This is a genomic window from Pseudoalteromonas thalassia, assembly GCF_049257215.1.
Lineage (GTDB): Bacteria > Pseudomonadota > Gammaproteobacteria > Enterobacterales > Alteromonadaceae > Pseudoalteromonas > Pseudoalteromonas lipolytica_C.
In genome coordinates this window covers 125,150-140,764 of sequence record NZ_JBMMUE010000010.1, presented here as the reverse complement: position 1 = coordinate 140,764, position 15,615 = coordinate 125,150, and the positions used below count along the sequence as shown (strand labels likewise).

The window sequence follows — 15,615 nt, the reverse complement described above, 5'->3', positions numbered from 1 at the left end:
AAGTTTAAGTTTTAGTTAAGTTTTTCTTAAGTTAGCGATTTTATGCTGAGAACTGTAAAGAATTTAAAGGTTGATAAAGCAAATCGCCGCGTCTCCTTGATATTTAGTAGGCATAACAAAGATGAATAAAATAACCTCCGTTTTATTATTTTCATGCACTGCTACAGGGACAGTTTATGCAAAAGAACCTTTAAGCTTAGATGTTGTTTGTGAAGTAAAAAGCAAACCTACAACTGAGTTGAGTGAAGATAAAGACATCTTCGTTGATAAACTCAACATTGATACACACACGATTTTTGACGCCAATGATCCTGAAACGACTGCACTGCATCGCTTTATCAATTGGCTACATATTGATACCAAGAAAAACGTAATCAGCGAACAGATAACCTTTAAAGAAGGCGACCAAGTTAGCGAACGCCAGCTTCAAGAAGCAGAGCGCATCCTACGCGGCAAAAAATACTTAAGAGATGCCAAAATTAGCTATACAAACGACTGCCTTGAAGATGAGCCACGCGTGGTGCAAATCGATACGTGGGATACCTGGAGTTTATTACCAACCATTAATTTTGGCCGTAGTAGCGGCAATAATAAGTACAGCTTAGGCTTTAAAGAAGAAAACTTTTTAGGCTACGGTATTCGCGCATCATTAAAGTATAAATCAGATCATGAACGCTCTGGCTACCACTCAGTACTGCAGATGCCAGTGCTTTGGCAACCTCATGCAACTCTCACTTTACAAGCTGATGATTACGATGACGGGCAAGTCTTTTTAGTGGATTATCATCAGCCTTTTTATCAACGCAGTAGTGACGTACTAATGCGCTACTTTGCACAATCTCAAAAGCAAAAAAGTTATATCTATCAAAATGGTCAAACTCGTTCAGAGTTTTTTACTGATGAATTAATCGCCCAGTTTGCTTACGGCGGAATTTTATCGCAAGACAGCCAGCAAACCTTCCACTGGCTTGCTGGGATTGATTACCAAGATGTCAGCTACCGCCCTTTTCAAACAAAGCCTTTACCTGCAGGCCTTAACGATTACACCATTGCAGCGCCTTGGGTCGGATTACATTGGATAGAGGACAATTACGCCGTATTGCACGATATTGACCTAATAAACCACAACGAAGACGTTAATCTCGGCTGGGAGCTAAATTCAAAGTTTGCCATCGATACCGTAAATTTTGGCCAAGGCTTTTTATATGATACTAACCTTACCAAAGCATGGTTTAACAATAACGCCTTGTATCGATTTGCCGCTGGACTCAAAGGCAATGTAGGAACTGAGCTTGATGATCGCTTAGCTATCTATTCAAAAGCACAAATGAACTATCGCTGGTCAGACTCATTTGCTTTTTATGCGCATGTAAATGGTCATTGGCAAAATCATGAATTTGCTGATAAACCGCTGGCTGTTGGCGGTGAAGAAGGCATGCGGGGCTTCCCAGAAAGTTACCAACATGGTACTTCAAGCATACAAGCAACGGCTGAGCTAAGAATGTACCCTAATATTAATTTGTATCAGTTCGTAGATGTAGGCTTTGTTGGCTTTGTTGATGTTGGGCAGGCATTTGGCAGCACTGAAACTGCGAATATTTCAGATTCAATGCTAACCAGTGCGGGTGTGGGTATTCGCCTATATTCATCGCGCTCAAGTAACGACAATGTGATCCATATCGACTTTAGTACGCCACTTGGCAGTTACCAAGAGGTGGATTCATGGCAAATAGGAATGTCGGTTGAAACAACTTTTTAAGCATCCTGCTCTTTACTCATAAGCTCGCTCATACGCTGCATAAGTTCTTGCTCACTGAGGTCTTCTTTGTGTGTGCCTATAGTCCATATATGGCCAAAAGGGTCTTCTAAAGTCCCTGATCTGTCGCCATAAAATTGATCATGCACGGGGCGCAGCTCTTTCGCGCCAAGCGACAAGGCTTTAGCAAAAACAGCATCGACATCTTCAACATACAACATAATGGTCACTGGTGTGCCACCAAGTTGTTGCGGCGATTTAAACTGCACATCTTGGCAATTATCAGAAAGCATAATATGAGAATCGGCAATTTTTATTTCAGCATGCGCCACTCCACCATCAGGCAGAGGCATTTGCATTACAAGTTCAGCAGCAAAAGCTTGTTTGTAGAACTCTATCGCCTTAGTGGCACCTTCAATAACCAAATACGGGGTTACCGCATGGAAACCTTTTGGGATTGCAGAAACAGCCATGTTACACCTCAACGTTAAATGTGTGAGTTATAAAGGTAGCAGCTGTTGTGCAATTTCACGTTATAAATTTACTTTGATAATGAGTTTGCAAAATCTGGTCTGGGTAGCTTTTCGAGTATGGCGTATAAGTAAATCACCACAAGGCAAAGCCCTCCCGCGACAAAAAACAAGGTTGGGCCATCGTAATAATCTAAAATTAAACCGCCACCGAGCGGCGCTAAAGCAAACCCTAAATCGTAAAACGAAGCCGCGCCAAAGTAAGCTCCACGTAAATGAGATGGCGCGAGCCTATCGAGGTGCACGTTCATCGTCGGAAATAAAATGGTTTCGGCCAAACTCATCACCACTATTGCACCAATCCAGCCCCAAAATAAATCGATCGGATTAAGTGCTAGCCAAAACTGCGACACCATTAATAGCACTAAACCAATTTGAATTCGCACCGTTAGGTTAAATCGTGCCATCATTTTTAACAGCAAAAATTGGCTTGAAATGATCACCAATGCATTGGTAAATATCAGCGCAGAAATAAGTGCAAGTAGATCGGGTGCCTCTGCACGAGTGAGGTATTGTATGAGTGAACTATCCATTTGCGCATAAATAAACATGCACAAAATATTGGCTAAAATTAAACATTGCAGCAGTTTATCGGCAAATAAAATACGTAAGATTTGCTTGCCCTGTACAGCTGGTTTTTTCTCTTCGGGCTCGTCAATTGCGGCAGTATTTTTTGCGGCTTTATCACTAAAATTAAAGCCCCAAACAAGTAGCACCAATAAAATAGCAAATGCTGCTGCGGTAATATAAAAGCTCGACTGCTCACCAGTTAAACCTAGCCATACCCCAGCTAATGGCCCCACCGCACAGCCCACATTTACAATAAAGTACAGCGACTGCATGGCCAGCTCGCGAGTTTGTGCATCATCAATAATATCGCCAATCGCCGCGCTGGTTAATGGTCGCCAAAGTGCGGTTGCTATCGAGCATAAGGTCATCACAATCACATACCCTGCTACCGTTTCTACCTCAGCTAACAACGAGAAAGAAATGATATACAGCACGCCAGTAATGTACATTAGCGTATGCCGGCCCACTTTATCTGATAGGCTGCTACCAATAAAACTGGTGAACACCGAAATCACGGCAGCACTGGTAAGTACCAAACCGACTTCAGTCGCCGATAACGCAAACTTTTCGTACAAGATCACCGCAAGAAATGGCCACACCATGTAATAACTGCCACGGGTAATAAACGAGCCAAATAAGAAGATCCACATAAGCACAGGAAATTGCTTAAAGCGCGCTAAAGAGATATCTGAATTCATTACTAAAATTTTAATTGTGATGGTTAAAACAATATACCTCAATAACCTCTGCTAAGAGTATTTAATCTACCGCTCATTTGTAACACCGCATTAATTAGCTAAGAACCAAAACAACTCAACTAAAAATATTATTTAATGAGTTAAAGTCTAAAAAATCTAAATACGAATAATTATTGATTGTATTTTTAATTTCTGTACTATACGCACCGTTCCTCAAAGGGAAAATCAACATAAAGAACTGGAAACCTACAATGAAATCAATAAAACCAAGCTTACTGGCGCTTGCCATAGCAACACATTTTTCAGCCTTTGCTGATGACGCTAAGCCTAAACAAGATATGGAACGTTTAGTGATTACTGCAACAGGCTTTGAGCAAAAAGTTACCGAAGCACCTGCAAGTATTTCAATTATCACCAATGAAGATATTAAGTCTCATGCCTTCACCTCAGTGCTTGATGCTGTACAGTATTTAGAAGGTATCGACATTGGCACAACTCGTGATAAAACCGGCCAAGGCAGTGTGAGTATGCGTGGTTTAACAGGTGAATACACCCTGTTACTCATTGATGGTAAACGCCAAAATAACCATGGCGATATTTATCCAAATAATTTTGGTGGCAACGCGTTTAACCACGTACCACCGGTTGATGCCATTGAGCGTGTTGAAGTTATTCGCGGCCCTGCATCAACGCTTTATGGTGCAGATGCGCTGGGTGGTGTAATCAATATCATCACTAAAAAGCACACTGATAGCTGGAGCGGTGCTGTTTCATTTAGCCGTTCATTACAACAAAACGATGATTTTGGTGATGACATTACCACTGACTTTAGTGTGATGGGCCCGCTTATCAAAGACGTTTTAAGTTTAGGTGTACGCGGCAGTGTTTACGAGCAACAAGCATCATCGCCAACATTTGAACCAGCAACCGATCCTAATGGTGTTGTACATGTTCGTTCATTAGGCTTTGGGAGTGGTGGTCGTACCGTTGATAACACCAACGAGCAGTATGGTTTTACGTTAACTTATACCCCGTTTGAGTCGCATCATTTACGTTTTGATTATGATAATTCAAGCCAAGTGTACGACAACACGCCAAGCTACGACATTGAATCAGGCACAATTACTTACCCGCTTGGCACTAAAGATAATATTGAATCAATTTGGCAAGACCGCCGCGGCCAAGTAAACCCGCGTGCAGGTTATGCAGCAGACCAAGAGTTTGATCGTGAATGGTGGTCAATCAGCTACGATGGCGAGCTTGATTGGGCAACGGTGAAGGCCTCTGTTTCTTATGTTGATACGCAAAATAATGGCCGTACTTTACCGCTAAGTGTAAGCGAGCGATTAAAGCTGCAAGCGATGTACGATGGTACTGGCGAATACGAAGGAATGGACGAGCAAGCACGTAAAGACTTAGCTGAAGAAACTTTCCTACCGCGCCCTGCTCGCCCACTAGAAAGCAGCCAATATACCTATGATTTACGCTTTGATATTCCTATCACCGGCAGCTTTGGTAGCCATAACCTAGCAATTGGTGGCCAGCTTATTGACGGTGAATTAAAAGACGGCGTATTTGGCCTTGAAAGTGACCAAGCAGGTAAAGTACAAGAGCAAAACATGTACTCAATCTTTGCCGAAGATAACTGGATGGCAACCGACAACTTTACCTTCACATTAGGCGCTCGTTACGATGATCATGATGTATTTGGTAGCCAAGTATCACCGCGCGTTTACGGTGTCTATAACCTCTCTGACACTTGGACCTTAAAAGGTGGTGTAAGTACAGGTTATAAAACGCCGCAAACCACTGATCTTTACGACGGTATCACCGGATTTGGTGGTCAGGGCACAAGCCCATTTGCGGGTAACCCAGATTTAGAACCAGAAACCAGTGTGAACTCAGAAGTTGCACTTTACTGGACTTCGCTTGATGGCGATCACAACATTAATGTGACTTACTACAACACCAAATTTGAAGACAAAATTGCCCGCGGCGACACTATTTTAAGCTGTGAACAAACTAACGATGTGCGCCCTTGTGTGAACTTAGGTCAGTACGATCAGCTTGGCTACGATAGCTACAGCCAAAAAATCAATATCGACGAAGTAGATCTACAAGGTGTTGAAATTGCAGGACAATATACTATCACCAAAACAGTATCGATTAACGGTAACTACACCTGGACTGATAGCGAACAAAAAAGTGGCCCAGAACAAGGTCAGCCATTAACGAACTCCGCTGAGCACATGGCAAACCTTACCTTAAACTGGGAAGCGACTGACTTTATAAACCTATACCTACAAGGTGTATATCGTTCAGACCGTTACCGCGGCTGGGATAACGTGCACGACAAAGCGCTGTACTACAAAAACTACAACCTACTTAATTTAGGTGCGCAGTTCTATGTAAATGAGTACGTGCAAATCAATGCTCGTGTAAACAACCTATTAGACGAAGATTTCACCTCATATAGCACTAGCTATACCGACCTAAATGGCGATGGTGAGTATGAATACCTAACAGGTCGCGGTGTAGTTAGCGAAGTTACATTCACAGACGACTACAACGTTAAAGATAAAGGCCGTAACTTCTGGATTGGCGTGACCGCTTACTTCTAAGAAAACTCCCTGAAAATAGACAGCATGAAGCCATATGCTGTCTATTCTTCTTTCTGTCACTAAACTGCCAACTTCACACTCTAAGCTGATGATACCTGCGTAAGCTTATTTGTCAGTCTATGGAACATATCCTTACAGCCAGTGGTATCAGTATTAGTTATCAAGATGAAGGCGATAAAAATGCGCCGGTGATCATTTTAATTATTGGCTTAGGTGCTCAATTTACCGTTTGGCCAGAGTCGCTTTATTTTGGCTTGGTCGAAAAAGGCTTTAGGGTTATTCGTTTTGATAATCGTGATGCAGGGCTATCTTCATCATTGGATGAATTAGGCAAGCCGAGTCTTGTAAAGCATTGGCTTAGCCGCCGATTTCCCATTCGCGCAAAGCTGCCCTATTCGCTCGATGACATGGCTCGCGATGTAAAAGAATTAATGAATGCACTGGATATCAAAAAAGCACACTTAGTGGGGGCTTCGATGGGTGGCATGATTGCGCAAATTGCCGCGGCAAAGTATAAAAAACGTGTACTGAGCTTAACTTCAATTATGTCGAGCAGCTCGCCGTTATCGTTTTCGGGTTCAAACATTAACCTGTTGGTAAAGCTCGCTAAAATACGCCCCCGTAGCAGTAATAAAGAAGCTGCGATTGATTACAATGTTCGGCTAAACCAACTCATTGGCAGCCCGGCCTACCCACAAGATGAACACGCTTTATATGCCAATGCTGAGCGCTATATTGAGCGTGCCCACACGAATCAAACTGGCTTTAAACGTCAGCTTGCAGCCATTGCCGCAACGCCCTATCGCGAGCAACTTTTAAAGAAGATCAAAGCCCCAACGTTAGTGATCCACGGCAGTGCTGATCCTGTTATGCCACTGTCTGCGGGCATCAATACCGCTCTGTTAATAAAGCGCAGTAAGTTAAAAGTTGTGCCCGGAATGGGCCATGATTTTCCACCCGCTTTAATGAAAAAAATGACTAAATGGATTGCAAAGCATGCTAATAAAGTGAACTGTAAGAATAATTAGAATTCATGGCTATGCGGACCAACTATATTAACAGCTTCCAGTAAATTGAGGCACTCATAAAAGAGTGCCTACAGAATTAAACACTAAACTGATGCCATGGGCCTGTTATAGCTAGCGTTTTAGAAGGTGAGTAAACATTTACAAACAAGGTGCTTCCATCCGGTGAAAAACAGGCACCGGCCAGCTCAGTTTGCGCAACCAAACGGGCAAAATTATAAACTTGGCCTTGAGGTGTAACACCACGAAGATGGTTATCAACCACATCGGTGTATTGGTCTTCACAGACAATTAAATGCCCATTAGGTGACACGGTTAAGTTATCGCCAAAGTTGTAGAGGGTTTTGCTGGTACTTTCTACAAACAACGAGATTTTACCGGGTTGCTGTGCTTCTTTATCGGTGCCTTCAAATTCTGACGGTTGATATTTCATAACCTGACCAAGTTGTTTTTTACCACCATTGGTACAGCAAAAATAAAGCTCTTTATCACCCCAATGAATACCTTCACCGCGAGCAAACAGTGCCGCGCCTTGCTTGTATCCACGTAGCCGTAAGTCGTCTTTCGGGCTTTCTGGGTTATCTAGATTTACCCACTCAACCTCAAGCTCTTGATGTAGCCTCATGGCTTTATTGTTCCAGTTACGGCTATCGAATTGTGGCTTACCTTTTACCATCATAGCCTGTAGTTGCCCGCCTTTATGCAGCTTGCCATACTCTTTTGGAATAAAGCGATAAAAGACGCTATCACCCTTGTCTTCAGTTAAATAAACAATGCCTGTGCGCGGATCAACAGCAGCCGCTTCGTGGTTAAATCGACCCATGGCTTTTAATGGCTCAGGTTTAATTAAGCCTTTGCTATTTGCGGGTACTTCAAAAATATAACCATGGTCTTGGTTAAATCCATCGGCTTTAGTATCGGTGGTTTCTTCGCACGTAAGCCAAGTGCCCCATGGCGTGATACCGCCAGAACAGTTACGAATAGTGCCAACTAATGACAAGTACTCTTGCTCTTTTTGATGGGTTTTTAAGTTATAAACGATATGACTTGTGCCACCGGGTAACGCCACACCATCACTGTTGGTATCAAAAGCCAGGGGCGTTTTATGGTTGGCAATACTTGCTTCAGCTTTCGTTAAATCTTTTGGTTTTAGCTCATGGTTTCGCACTAATGCAACACGGTCATTACCAAGTGCAAAGCAGCCCATGCCATCGGCTTTATCAGGTACAGTAAAGCCATCAGACATTTTCTCACCTAAACTTGAAACGACTTGATAACTGAAGCCCTCAGGTAAATCGAGCAACTTATCTGGATCGGGAATTAACGGGCCAAAGCCGACAGCCGTTGTTTTTAAATCACCTAATGACACCTTTCCTATGGCACTTTTTGATAATCCTAAAAAGGCTAACGTGCCTGCCCCTACTAAAAAATCTCGACGTGAAACCATACTAACTCCAAGCTAAACCCAAGTTTATCATACAAATAAAATGGCATTATAAAGCAAAGAAACGATAAAAAGTTACATTATCACAATCTTCACGAAATTGTCATAAAGCTTGATTTTAGTGATTGAACCCGTGCAGCATTAAAAAATATTGATTTAGAGTTTTCGTAAAACGTCGTGGCTGGACGGCGCTTGCATTTAACACACGTTTTGAAAACTTACGTATAAAAGTTGAAGATGGCGACATGGTATTCCCAATGACGGCTAACGTTTTGATGCAAATTCAGTAACTGAGACATGGCTATGTATCAGCTTACTGCTGCCTATGTGTTTTTATAAATCAGTAATAACAACTAAAAAGCTTAAACTCTGTCGTTATGCACGTTCATCTTTGGGTGATTCCATTACTACATGAGTTGTAATGGTGCGTACTTGTGGTATTGAGCCGAGCACATCAGCATGAAACGCTTTATAAGACTTAAGATCTGCCGTCTCGACTCTCAGCAAATATTCAAACGAGCCAGTTACATTGTGGCACTCTTTTACTTCATCAATAAACTCAAGGGCTTGCTCGAATGCTCGCTGAGATACTGTTGAGTGCTCATTTAAGCCAACCCCAACATAAGCGATAAATCCTAGGCCCACAGCTTGGTTGTTAATCACTGCTCGATACCCCGCAATAACCCCAAGTTTTTCTAATTCTTGCACTCTACGAAGGCATGCCGATGGCGATAAACCCACTTTATCTGCCAGCTCCGCATTGGCAATTCGGCCATTGCGTTTAAGCTCATGCAATATTCTGTCGTTAATTTTATCTTTTTTCATTTTATGTTGTGAACTTTGAATGCATATAACAACATTAAGCGCAAAAATTGCGCTTAATTCAACTTATAATTGCATAAAATTAAAGTGGAGAGATAGCAATGAGTTTTGAAATTTTAACAGCCCTGGCGTTATTTGCCTTGGTGTCATCAATTACTCCTGGACCGAATAACTTAATGTTGATGAGCTCAGGTGCCAACTTTGGCTTTAAAAGAACCACACCACACTTACTTGGCGTGACGCTTGGCTTTATGTTGATGCTGGTTTTAGTGGGCCTTGGCATCATGCAACTATTTGATTTATTTCCACCAAGCTACTTGATATTAAAAGTGTTTTGTATTGCTTATTTACTCTATCTGGCGTTTAAAATTGCCACAAGTAGCGCTCAACAAAAAGCCAATAGTGAAAGTAAGCCGTTTACCTTTATTCAGGCTGCACTTTTTCAATGGGTGAACCCAAAAGCATGGGCAATGGCATTAAGTGCAGTAAGCTTGTATGCCCCAGACAAAAACCTCACCTCAGTGTTAGTAGTAAGCCTCATATTTGGTTTAATTAACCTGCCATGCGTCAGCTCGTGGACTCTACTTGGCGAAAAGCTTCAACACTGGCTTGCCAGCCCAAAGCGCTTAAAAGCATTTAACTACTTAATGGCAATACTATTAATCGCTTCAGTGATGTTTAGTTTGTTTTAAATGAGCAAGATTTGCTAGGAAGTATTACGTACATAGCCTTTGGCAGTCGTATTTTAAGATTTTAAGATGAGAAATTTACCCTGTGCTAAGATTTATTTATCTAGATCTTTTCAGTGCGATTCATGGCTAGTAACGTAGAGAATTACTTTTACCACGGCTTTTTCGTCTTCTTACTTATTACGGTAGTAACCTGCTCCATTATAGCTACGCGCCTGATGCGCAGTAGTTTTAATAACCGCTCAATTTACCTATTTAATCTATTCTTTTATCTCGGTGTAATTGGCTTTGCATGGCTTTGGATCCAAGATCTATTCAACCTTGCGCCGAGCTTTCGCTCTGGTGTGGTGATTTATATGATCTCCATGACATTGCTGCAATTATCTATTTATAACCACGACGAACCCTGTCGATTTAATAAGATAATTATTGCTCATGGGGCTATTTTTTCTGTATTTGCCATCCTTACTCAAAATATTAACCAACTGGCCTTAGTCGAAGCTTGTTATACATTAAGCGTGCTACCGGCACTGATTTACTACACAACAAAGCGTGCTGTATGTGAGAAAAATATAGGCAATACTGTGTTGTCGATGGCGCAATGTATCTTACTGTTAGTGCCCATTTCACAACTGAGTATCATTACCCATGAGCACAACTTAGCAACCCTTTATTCACTTACTGTAATTGCCCATGCAACTGTATTTGTTATGACAGGTCTTGGACTCATCACGACACTATTAGTTGACGAAAAGAAACGTTATTTGGAGCTGTCTTTAAAGGATCCGCTTACCGGACTTTATAACCGCCGCGGACTGCAATTTATTATCGAACAACAGCAATTATTCAGCCCGAACCAAACTTCTAGCCTTTATGCCTGCGTTGTTGATATTGATTACTTCAAGCAAATTAATGATAGATACGGTCACGATGGCGGTGATCTAGTACTCGAAGTGTTCTCTGATTTAATGAAACACCATTTAAAAAAAGAAGACTTATGTTGCCGCCTTGGTGGTGAAGAATTCTTACTGCTATTCTTTGCAGCCGACATCAGCTCAGCGAGACAATTTTTAGACAGTCTTCGTAAAACCATTGAAGCCAGTCAAATAGCTTTTCAAGAGCATCGTATATCGGTTACCGCTAGTTTTGGATTAACTAACTGGCAAGTAAATGACAGCTTTGAAAGCTTAGTGAATCGCGCAGACAAAGCGGTTTATGAAGCGAAAAATAATGGCCGTAATCGAGTCGAAATTAACACCTAAAACCAGAATAAAGAACCAAATATACCAAACAAGCAAATGCTTTTGTATTAATCTTGTAAATTCAAACTCTACCACTATAATTAGTGCGTGCTTATACTTAAATTGCAATATGTAGTGCTATGTCTTTAAAAGTATTATTAAATTTTAAATTAAACTGGTTGTTTATTTGTGCCAGCTTATGGCTTTTTGCCCTGCCGATTCAGGCTAAATATGTTATTGCTGTTGTGGGTAAAACCAAAAACGATAGCTTCTATCAGCAAGCCTTTAAAGGGTGTGAGCAATTTGCAAAACAGCATCTCGATTTTGAATGTATTTACGATGGCCCTAAAGACTTTCAAGATATCCGCACGCAAGTATTAGTGATCACCGACCTCGTGCGCAGAAACAACATTAGTGGTTTATTAATCGCTACTACAGACTCTAATTACCTCGTTGAACGCGCTTTAAAAAAGCTTAAAGACAATAATATTCCTGTAATTACCTTTGACTCTGATTTGCTCGAAGATGATCAGCAGTATCGTTTAGCCTATGTGGGTACTAATAATTTTGATTATGGTGTGGCTTTAGGGAACGAACTAAAAAAATTCACTGACAAAGAAATTAACCAAGTCTGTATTCAATCTGGACATTCCACAACACCTAATTTGAACAAACGCATTGAAGGTGTTCGTTATGCGTTATCAGGGCAAAAAGATAAACGCTTAACTGGTGAAAATGGCTGGAGCGAGTTTGACCGCTGCCCTTTATATAGTTTAGGAAAACGTGAAGTATCACTGGGTCAGCTCGACAAACTACTTAATATTGAAAACCCACCACTATTTTTAGCTGTAGCAGGTTTTGCCCAATTTAATCCTAACTACGCAAAAGTGATTGCTAAACAGAAACAACGTATTGCCAGTAAAGAGGTGGTCATTGTTTCTGCCGATACAGAACAAATGCAATTAGAAGTATTAAAACAAGGATTATCATCGGCTAATATTGGTCAAAATCCATTTGAAATGGGACGCCTGTCTGCCGAATTGATGTATCAATACCTAACAAAAGGTGAGCGACCAGCCAAGTCTCACTATTACCTAGACTTTCATTATTGTCAGCAAAGTAATGCAGGTACATGCACAGTTAATCACTAAAACTTTGATCTCACTAAAGTGCAATTAACTCGATAAGCGCTAGACTTACCACAACTTGAATTAACTGTAAGGATTTAGCAATGACACACCTAGTTAGTGATTTAATGACGCCAGACCCATTTGCCATTAGCGCGCAAAATACCCTGCATGACGCGCATAATCTAATGAAAGAGAAAAATGTTCGACATATCCCAGTGATCAACGAACACGGCGGTTTAGTTGGCATGTTAACGCAAAAAATCATGATTGCTCAGGTAATGAATATCATGGCTAATTACAGCGCCAGCGCCCTTGAACGCAAAGAAAAGCAAACTAAAGTGGTTGATATTATGGCCACTGATTTTACCAGTATCTCACCAGAGCAGCCGCTACACGAAGTTGCTAAGTTTTTTGTTGAAAATCGTCATGGCTGCATGCCTGTGGTTGATAAAGATAACAACTTAGTGGGAATTCTAACCTCATCTGACTTTGTTCGTTTAGCGGCGGCATTACTTTCTTAAGTCGTAAATTTGTATCTGCACACTGAATTTTTTACAGAAGGTGTGCAGAGTTTTCATACCCATACCTCATCACAACCACTCCACCTTAAAATAAAACAAAACTAACCCTTTAAATTCAATTGGTTACCAAAATACCATTTTAGGCACAACGTTTGCTTCTACCTAATCAAGCGCGCTTTTAAACTAAAAGCGAAAGGAAATTTATAGATAATCTCGGAGGAGTAATGAGTAATTCATCATCAAAAATCGCAGAATTTACAGCACCCGGTGTTAAAGACCAAGCTGCAGCTGACACGATTGCAATTTTAGACCAGCGTATGGTCGCTTTAATCGATTTACACCTCACTTTAAAACACATTCACTGGAATGTTGTTGGTCCTAACTTCATTGGTGTACACGAAATGCTAGACCCACAAGTAAGCGCAGTGCAAGAGATGACTGATACGATTGCAGAGCGAATTGCAACCATGGGCGGCGTACCTGTTGGCACACCGCAATCAATTGTTGATCGTCGCACTTGGCAAGACTACTCAATTGGCAAAGGCTTAGTCACTGACCATCTAACAGCGCTTGATAAAGTGTATAACGGCGTTAATAAAGATCACCGTGCAGCAATCGAAAAGCTTGCTGAGTTAGACCCTGTTTCTGAAGATATGATCACCGGCCAACTGGCTGATCTAGAACAATTCCAATGGTTTGTTCGTGCGCATATCGAATCGTCTACTGGCGAATTGAAAGGCTAAAACCGCAAAGTCTATCCGAAGACCCCTTGCCCAGCATTTGCTGGGCTTTTTTATGCTTTGCTACAGCCAACCTTTATGTTTAAAGAACAAATAAGGTGCAAAGCCAGACAGCAACATGATGCCAATCGCAAACGGGTAACCCCATGCCCATTGCAGCTCAGGCATGCTATTAAAATTCATGCCATAAATACTGGCAACGACGGTCGGAGGTAAAAACACCACAGAGGCAATTGAGAAGGTTTTAATAATTTGGTTTTGTTCGATATTAATAAAACCCTGAGTCGAGTCCATTAAGAAATTCACCTTATCAAACAAAAATGTACAGTGAGACATAAGGGTATCAATATCGAGTACAATTTCACGTAGTGACTCGCGGTCTTCAGTTGGTGCACCTAAATGACGCAGTAAAAACGAAATATTTCGGCGCGTATCCATCAAACATAATCGCACCTTACCGTTGTTATCTTCAAGGCGCGAGATCCGGCTGACGGCTTCTTCTAAATCTGAGTCGTCCTCTTCAAGTACATAGGCACTGAGTTTTTCTAATTGATGATGCATATCTTCAAGCATATCAGCGTGGTTTTCGACTTTTTGGTCAAACAGAGTCACTAAAAGTTGTTTAGGATTATCACACGCCACTTGCCCTTTACGAGCGCGAAGTCGTAATAAACGAAAATCGGCTAATTCATCATCGCGGATTGTCAGCAAACAGTTGTCTTGTAACAAACAAGCCACAGTCACCGTATTAAAGCGCCCTTCATTTGGTGACATAAAAAGCGCATGCACATGTAGGCCTTCGTGGTCGATAAAACAACGGGAAGATGCCTCGATTTCTTCAACATCATCAGCGCCGGGTAAGGTGATATTAAGCGTGCTTGCCAGCGCTTGTCGCTCTTCTTCAGTCGGATTTATGGTGTCAATCCAGTGGGCATTTTTAATAGAAGTAACAAGAGGCGTATCTGCAGCTGGCTCAGTTTCGGTGATCACACCTTGGTTAATAGAAAAAAATCGTAACATACGCCCTGCCCTAATTAATCAAATTACTGAAATACTATAGTTGTTCGTCATAATGAACAATGCTCAATTTGTTAAGGCTAAAAAAAGCCCCAACAAAGGGGCTTTAAACTTTATAATGGCAGTATTGCTATGCACCGAGCTGTTGCATTTGTTCTACTTCATTTTTATTTGTACTGACAAAGTCTTCAATATTATCGACGCCGTTCACTGTGTTATTTTATAAAAAGCGAATATCCTGATGGTATATTGAGCCAGTAAAAACTGGCATTAACAAAACTTGTCAGTATAAAGCTTAATAGCTATATGATTGCATCGCAGGAAGTAAAATAGCTGCCACGATACCCAGTATAAATAGGCCACCAACAATCAGTACTCCCCAAAATGACCATTGTTTTTGCACTCGTTGAAAATGCTCAACACTGTCCCATCGTTTGTTTTGCCACGCCATCTCTCGGCCTTTAAAGCCCAAGTAAATAGACACAATAAAACCAATATAAGGAACTAAAGCTAATAGCCCTATCCACGTACTGTTGCCAATTGCCTAAATCCAGCTTAAAAAGAACGCTCCCCAACTAAACCCCTTTACGCCTTCTGGTAACTCGCCCACCTTACCTTGTCCTGAGTTATTCTCTGTGGGAATTTCAAGGCTTGCTTCAGGTGGTGTGTAATTATCTGTCATATGATTATCCTTATTTTAAGACAACTTATAGTAAAACTAATAGGCACTTTAATTTATAGTAATGACGATATTTTAAGCAAGCAAAAGCCGACTTAAATTAATAACGACGTGGTGTGTTTTGTACCATTT

15 protein-coding genes are annotated in these 15,615 nt (G+C 41.3%); 8 read left to right on the top strand and 7 right to left on the bottom strand.

Annotation, left to right across the window (positions count from 1 at the left end; translation table 11 throughout):
• Positions 1-121 precede the first annotated feature (121 nt).
• On the top strand, positions 122-1,759 hold the full coding sequence (locus tag AAEU31_RS13175) for a BamA/TamA family outer membrane protein (RefSeq protein WP_421967445.1): 1,638 nt from the start codon (positions 122-124) through the stop codon (positions 1,757-1,759).
• Here the strand turns inward: AAEU31_RS13175 and AAEU31_RS13170 are convergent.
• Together AAEU31_RS13170 and AAEU31_RS13165 are read right to left on the bottom strand one after the other, a co-directional pair.
• Positions 1,756-2,229: a VOC family protein gene (locus AAEU31_RS13170; RefSeq protein WP_281546466.1), complete on the bottom strand. Its 474-nt coding sequence runs from the start codon at positions 2,227-2,229 to the stop codon at positions 1,756-1,758. The genes AAEU31_RS13175 and AAEU31_RS13170 overlap by 4 nt on opposite strands.
• A 68-nt stretch (positions 2,230-2,297) precedes the next feature.
• Positions 2,298-3,554, bottom strand: coding sequence for an MFS transporter (locus AAEU31_RS13165; protein WP_138556608.1), 1,257 nt, complete (start codon positions 3,552-3,554; stop codon positions 2,298-2,300).
• 251 nt (positions 3,555-3,805) lie between these two features.
• Here AAEU31_RS13165 and AAEU31_RS13160 point away from each other — a divergent pair, with 251 nt between their 5' ends.
• Together AAEU31_RS13160 and AAEU31_RS13155 are read left to right on the top strand one after the other, a co-directional pair.
• Complete coding sequence (locus AAEU31_RS13160) at positions 3,806-6,175, top strand: TonB-dependent receptor domain-containing protein (RefSeq protein ID WP_421967444.1); 2,370 nt, start codon at positions 3,806-3,808, stop codon at positions 6,173-6,175.
• A 119-nt stretch (positions 6,176-6,294) separates the two neighbouring features.
• Positions 6,295-7,203: an alpha/beta fold hydrolase gene (locus AAEU31_RS13155; protein ID WP_421967443.1), complete on the top strand. Its 909-nt coding sequence runs from the start codon at positions 6,295-6,297 to the stop codon at positions 7,201-7,203.
• A gap of 76 nt (positions 7,204-7,279) precedes the next feature.
• Here AAEU31_RS13155 and AAEU31_RS13150 read toward each other — a convergent pair whose 3' ends face one another.
• Together AAEU31_RS13150 and AAEU31_RS13145 are read right to left on the bottom strand one after the other, a co-directional pair.
• Positions 7,280-8,647: an alkaline phosphatase PhoX gene (locus tag AAEU31_RS13150; RefSeq protein ID WP_421967442.1), complete on the bottom strand. Its 1,368-nt coding sequence runs from the start codon at positions 8,645-8,647 to the stop codon at positions 7,280-7,282.
• A gap of 372 nt (positions 8,648-9,019) precedes the next feature.
• Positions 9,020-9,469 carry an Lrp/AsnC family transcriptional regulator gene (locus AAEU31_RS13145; protein WP_138556612.1) on the bottom strand — a complete coding sequence of 150 codons (450 nt, stop codon included), beginning with the start codon at positions 9,467-9,469 and terminating at the stop codon, positions 9,020-9,022.
• 98 nt (positions 9,470-9,567) lie between these two features.
• On the opposite strand from AAEU31_RS13145, the gene AAEU31_RS13140 reads away from it, so the two are divergent.
• The 5 genes from AAEU31_RS13140 to dps all read left to right on the top strand — a co-directional run bounded on the left by AAEU31_RS13140 (position 9,568) and on the right by dps (position 13,790).
• Entirely contained in the window at positions 9,568-10,158 is a 591-nt protein-coding gene (locus tag AAEU31_RS13140) for a LysE family translocator (protein WP_421967441.1), read from the top strand.
• A 122-nt stretch (positions 10,159-10,280) separates the two neighbouring features.
• Positions 10,281-11,417, top strand: a complete 1,137-nt coding sequence (locus AAEU31_RS13135) for a GGDEF domain-containing protein (protein WP_421967440.1) — start codon at positions 10,281-10,283, stop codon at positions 11,415-11,417.
• Positions 11,418-11,536: 119 nt separating this feature from the next.
• On the top strand, positions 11,537-12,547 hold the full coding sequence (locus AAEU31_RS13130; protein ID WP_421967439.1) for a substrate-binding domain-containing protein: 1,011 nt from the start codon (positions 11,537-11,539) through the stop codon (positions 12,545-12,547).
• Between the two features lie 80 nt (positions 12,548-12,627).
• Complete coding sequence (locus tag AAEU31_RS13125) at positions 12,628-13,047, top strand: CBS domain-containing protein (RefSeq protein ID WP_054551886.1); 420 nt, start codon at positions 12,628-12,630, stop codon at positions 13,045-13,047.
• A gap of 224 nt (positions 13,048-13,271) precedes the next feature.
• On the top strand, positions 13,272-13,790 hold the full coding sequence (gene dps, locus AAEU31_RS13120; RefSeq protein WP_135925754.1) for a DNA starvation/stationary phase protection protein Dps: 519 nt from the start codon (positions 13,272-13,274) through the stop codon (positions 13,788-13,790).
• A gap of 60 nt (positions 13,791-13,850) precedes the next feature.
• Here dps and corA read toward each other — a convergent pair whose 3' ends face one another.
• The 3 genes from corA to AAEU31_RS13105 all read right to left on the bottom strand — a co-directional run bounded on the left by corA (position 13,851) and on the right by AAEU31_RS13105 (position 15,486).
• Positions 13,851-14,807 (bottom strand): magnesium/cobalt transporter CorA, encoded by a 957-nt coding sequence (gene corA / locus AAEU31_RS13115; protein ID WP_421967438.1) that lies wholly within the window; start codon positions 14,805-14,807, stop codon positions 13,851-13,853.
• 292 nt (positions 14,808-15,099) lie between these two features.
• Positions 15,100-15,288 (bottom strand): hypothetical protein, encoded by a 189-nt coding sequence (locus tag AAEU31_RS13110; protein WP_421967437.1) that lies wholly within the window; start codon positions 15,286-15,288, stop codon positions 15,100-15,102.
• A gap of 60 nt (positions 15,289-15,348) precedes the next feature.
• Entirely contained in the window at positions 15,349-15,486 is a 138-nt protein-coding gene (locus AAEU31_RS13105) for a hypothetical protein (protein WP_421967436.1), read from the bottom strand.
• Positions 15,487-15,615 lie beyond the last annotated feature (129 nt).

Excerpts from the sequence above, each read along its gene's own strand:
- AAEU31_RS13175 (WP_421967445.1), top strand. The coding sequence starts at position 122 with ATGAATAAAATAACCTCCGTTTTATTATTTTCATGCACTGCTACAGGG.
- AAEU31_RS13170 (WP_281546466.1), bottom strand. The coding sequence starts at position 2,229 with ATGGCTGTTTCTGCAATCCCAAAAGGTTTCCATGCGGTAACCCCGTAT.
- AAEU31_RS13165 (WP_138556608.1), bottom strand. The coding sequence starts at position 3,554 with ATGAATTCAGATATCTCTTTAGCGCGCTTTAAGCAATTTCCTGTGCTT.
- AAEU31_RS13160 (WP_421967444.1), top strand. The coding sequence starts at position 3,806 with ATGAAATCAATAAAACCAAGCTTACTGGCGCTTGCCATAGCAACACAT.
- AAEU31_RS13155 (WP_421967443.1), top strand. The coding sequence starts at position 6,295 with ATGGAACATATCCTTACAGCCAGTGGTATCAGTATTAGTTATCAAGAT.
- AAEU31_RS13150 (WP_421967442.1), bottom strand. The coding sequence starts at position 8,647 with ATGGTTTCACGTCGAGATTTTTTAGTAGGGGCAGGCACGTTAGCCTTT.
- AAEU31_RS13145 (WP_138556612.1), bottom strand. The coding sequence starts at position 9,469 with ATGAAAAAAGATAAAATTAACGACAGAATATTGCATGAGCTTAAACGC.
- AAEU31_RS13140 (WP_421967441.1), top strand. The coding sequence starts at position 9,568 with ATGAGTTTTGAAATTTTAACAGCCCTGGCGTTATTTGCCTTGGTGTCA.
- AAEU31_RS13135 (WP_421967440.1), top strand. The coding sequence starts at position 10,281 with ATGGCTAGTAACGTAGAGAATTACTTTTACCACGGCTTTTTCGTCTTC.
- AAEU31_RS13130 (WP_421967439.1), top strand. The coding sequence starts at position 11,537 with ATGTCTTTAAAAGTATTATTAAATTTTAAATTAAACTGGTTGTTTATT.
- AAEU31_RS13125 (WP_054551886.1), top strand. The coding sequence starts at position 12,628 with ATGACACACCTAGTTAGTGATTTAATGACGCCAGACCCATTTGCCATT.
- dps (WP_135925754.1), top strand. The coding sequence starts at position 13,272 with ATGAGTAATTCATCATCAAAAATCGCAGAATTTACAGCACCCGGTGTT.
- corA (WP_421967438.1), bottom strand. The coding sequence starts at position 14,807 with ATGTTACGATTTTTTTCTATTAACCAAGGTGTGATCACCGAAACTGAG.
- AAEU31_RS13105 (WP_421967436.1), bottom strand. The coding sequence starts at position 15,486 with ATGACAGATAATTACACACCACCTGAAGCAAGCCTTGAAATTCCCACA.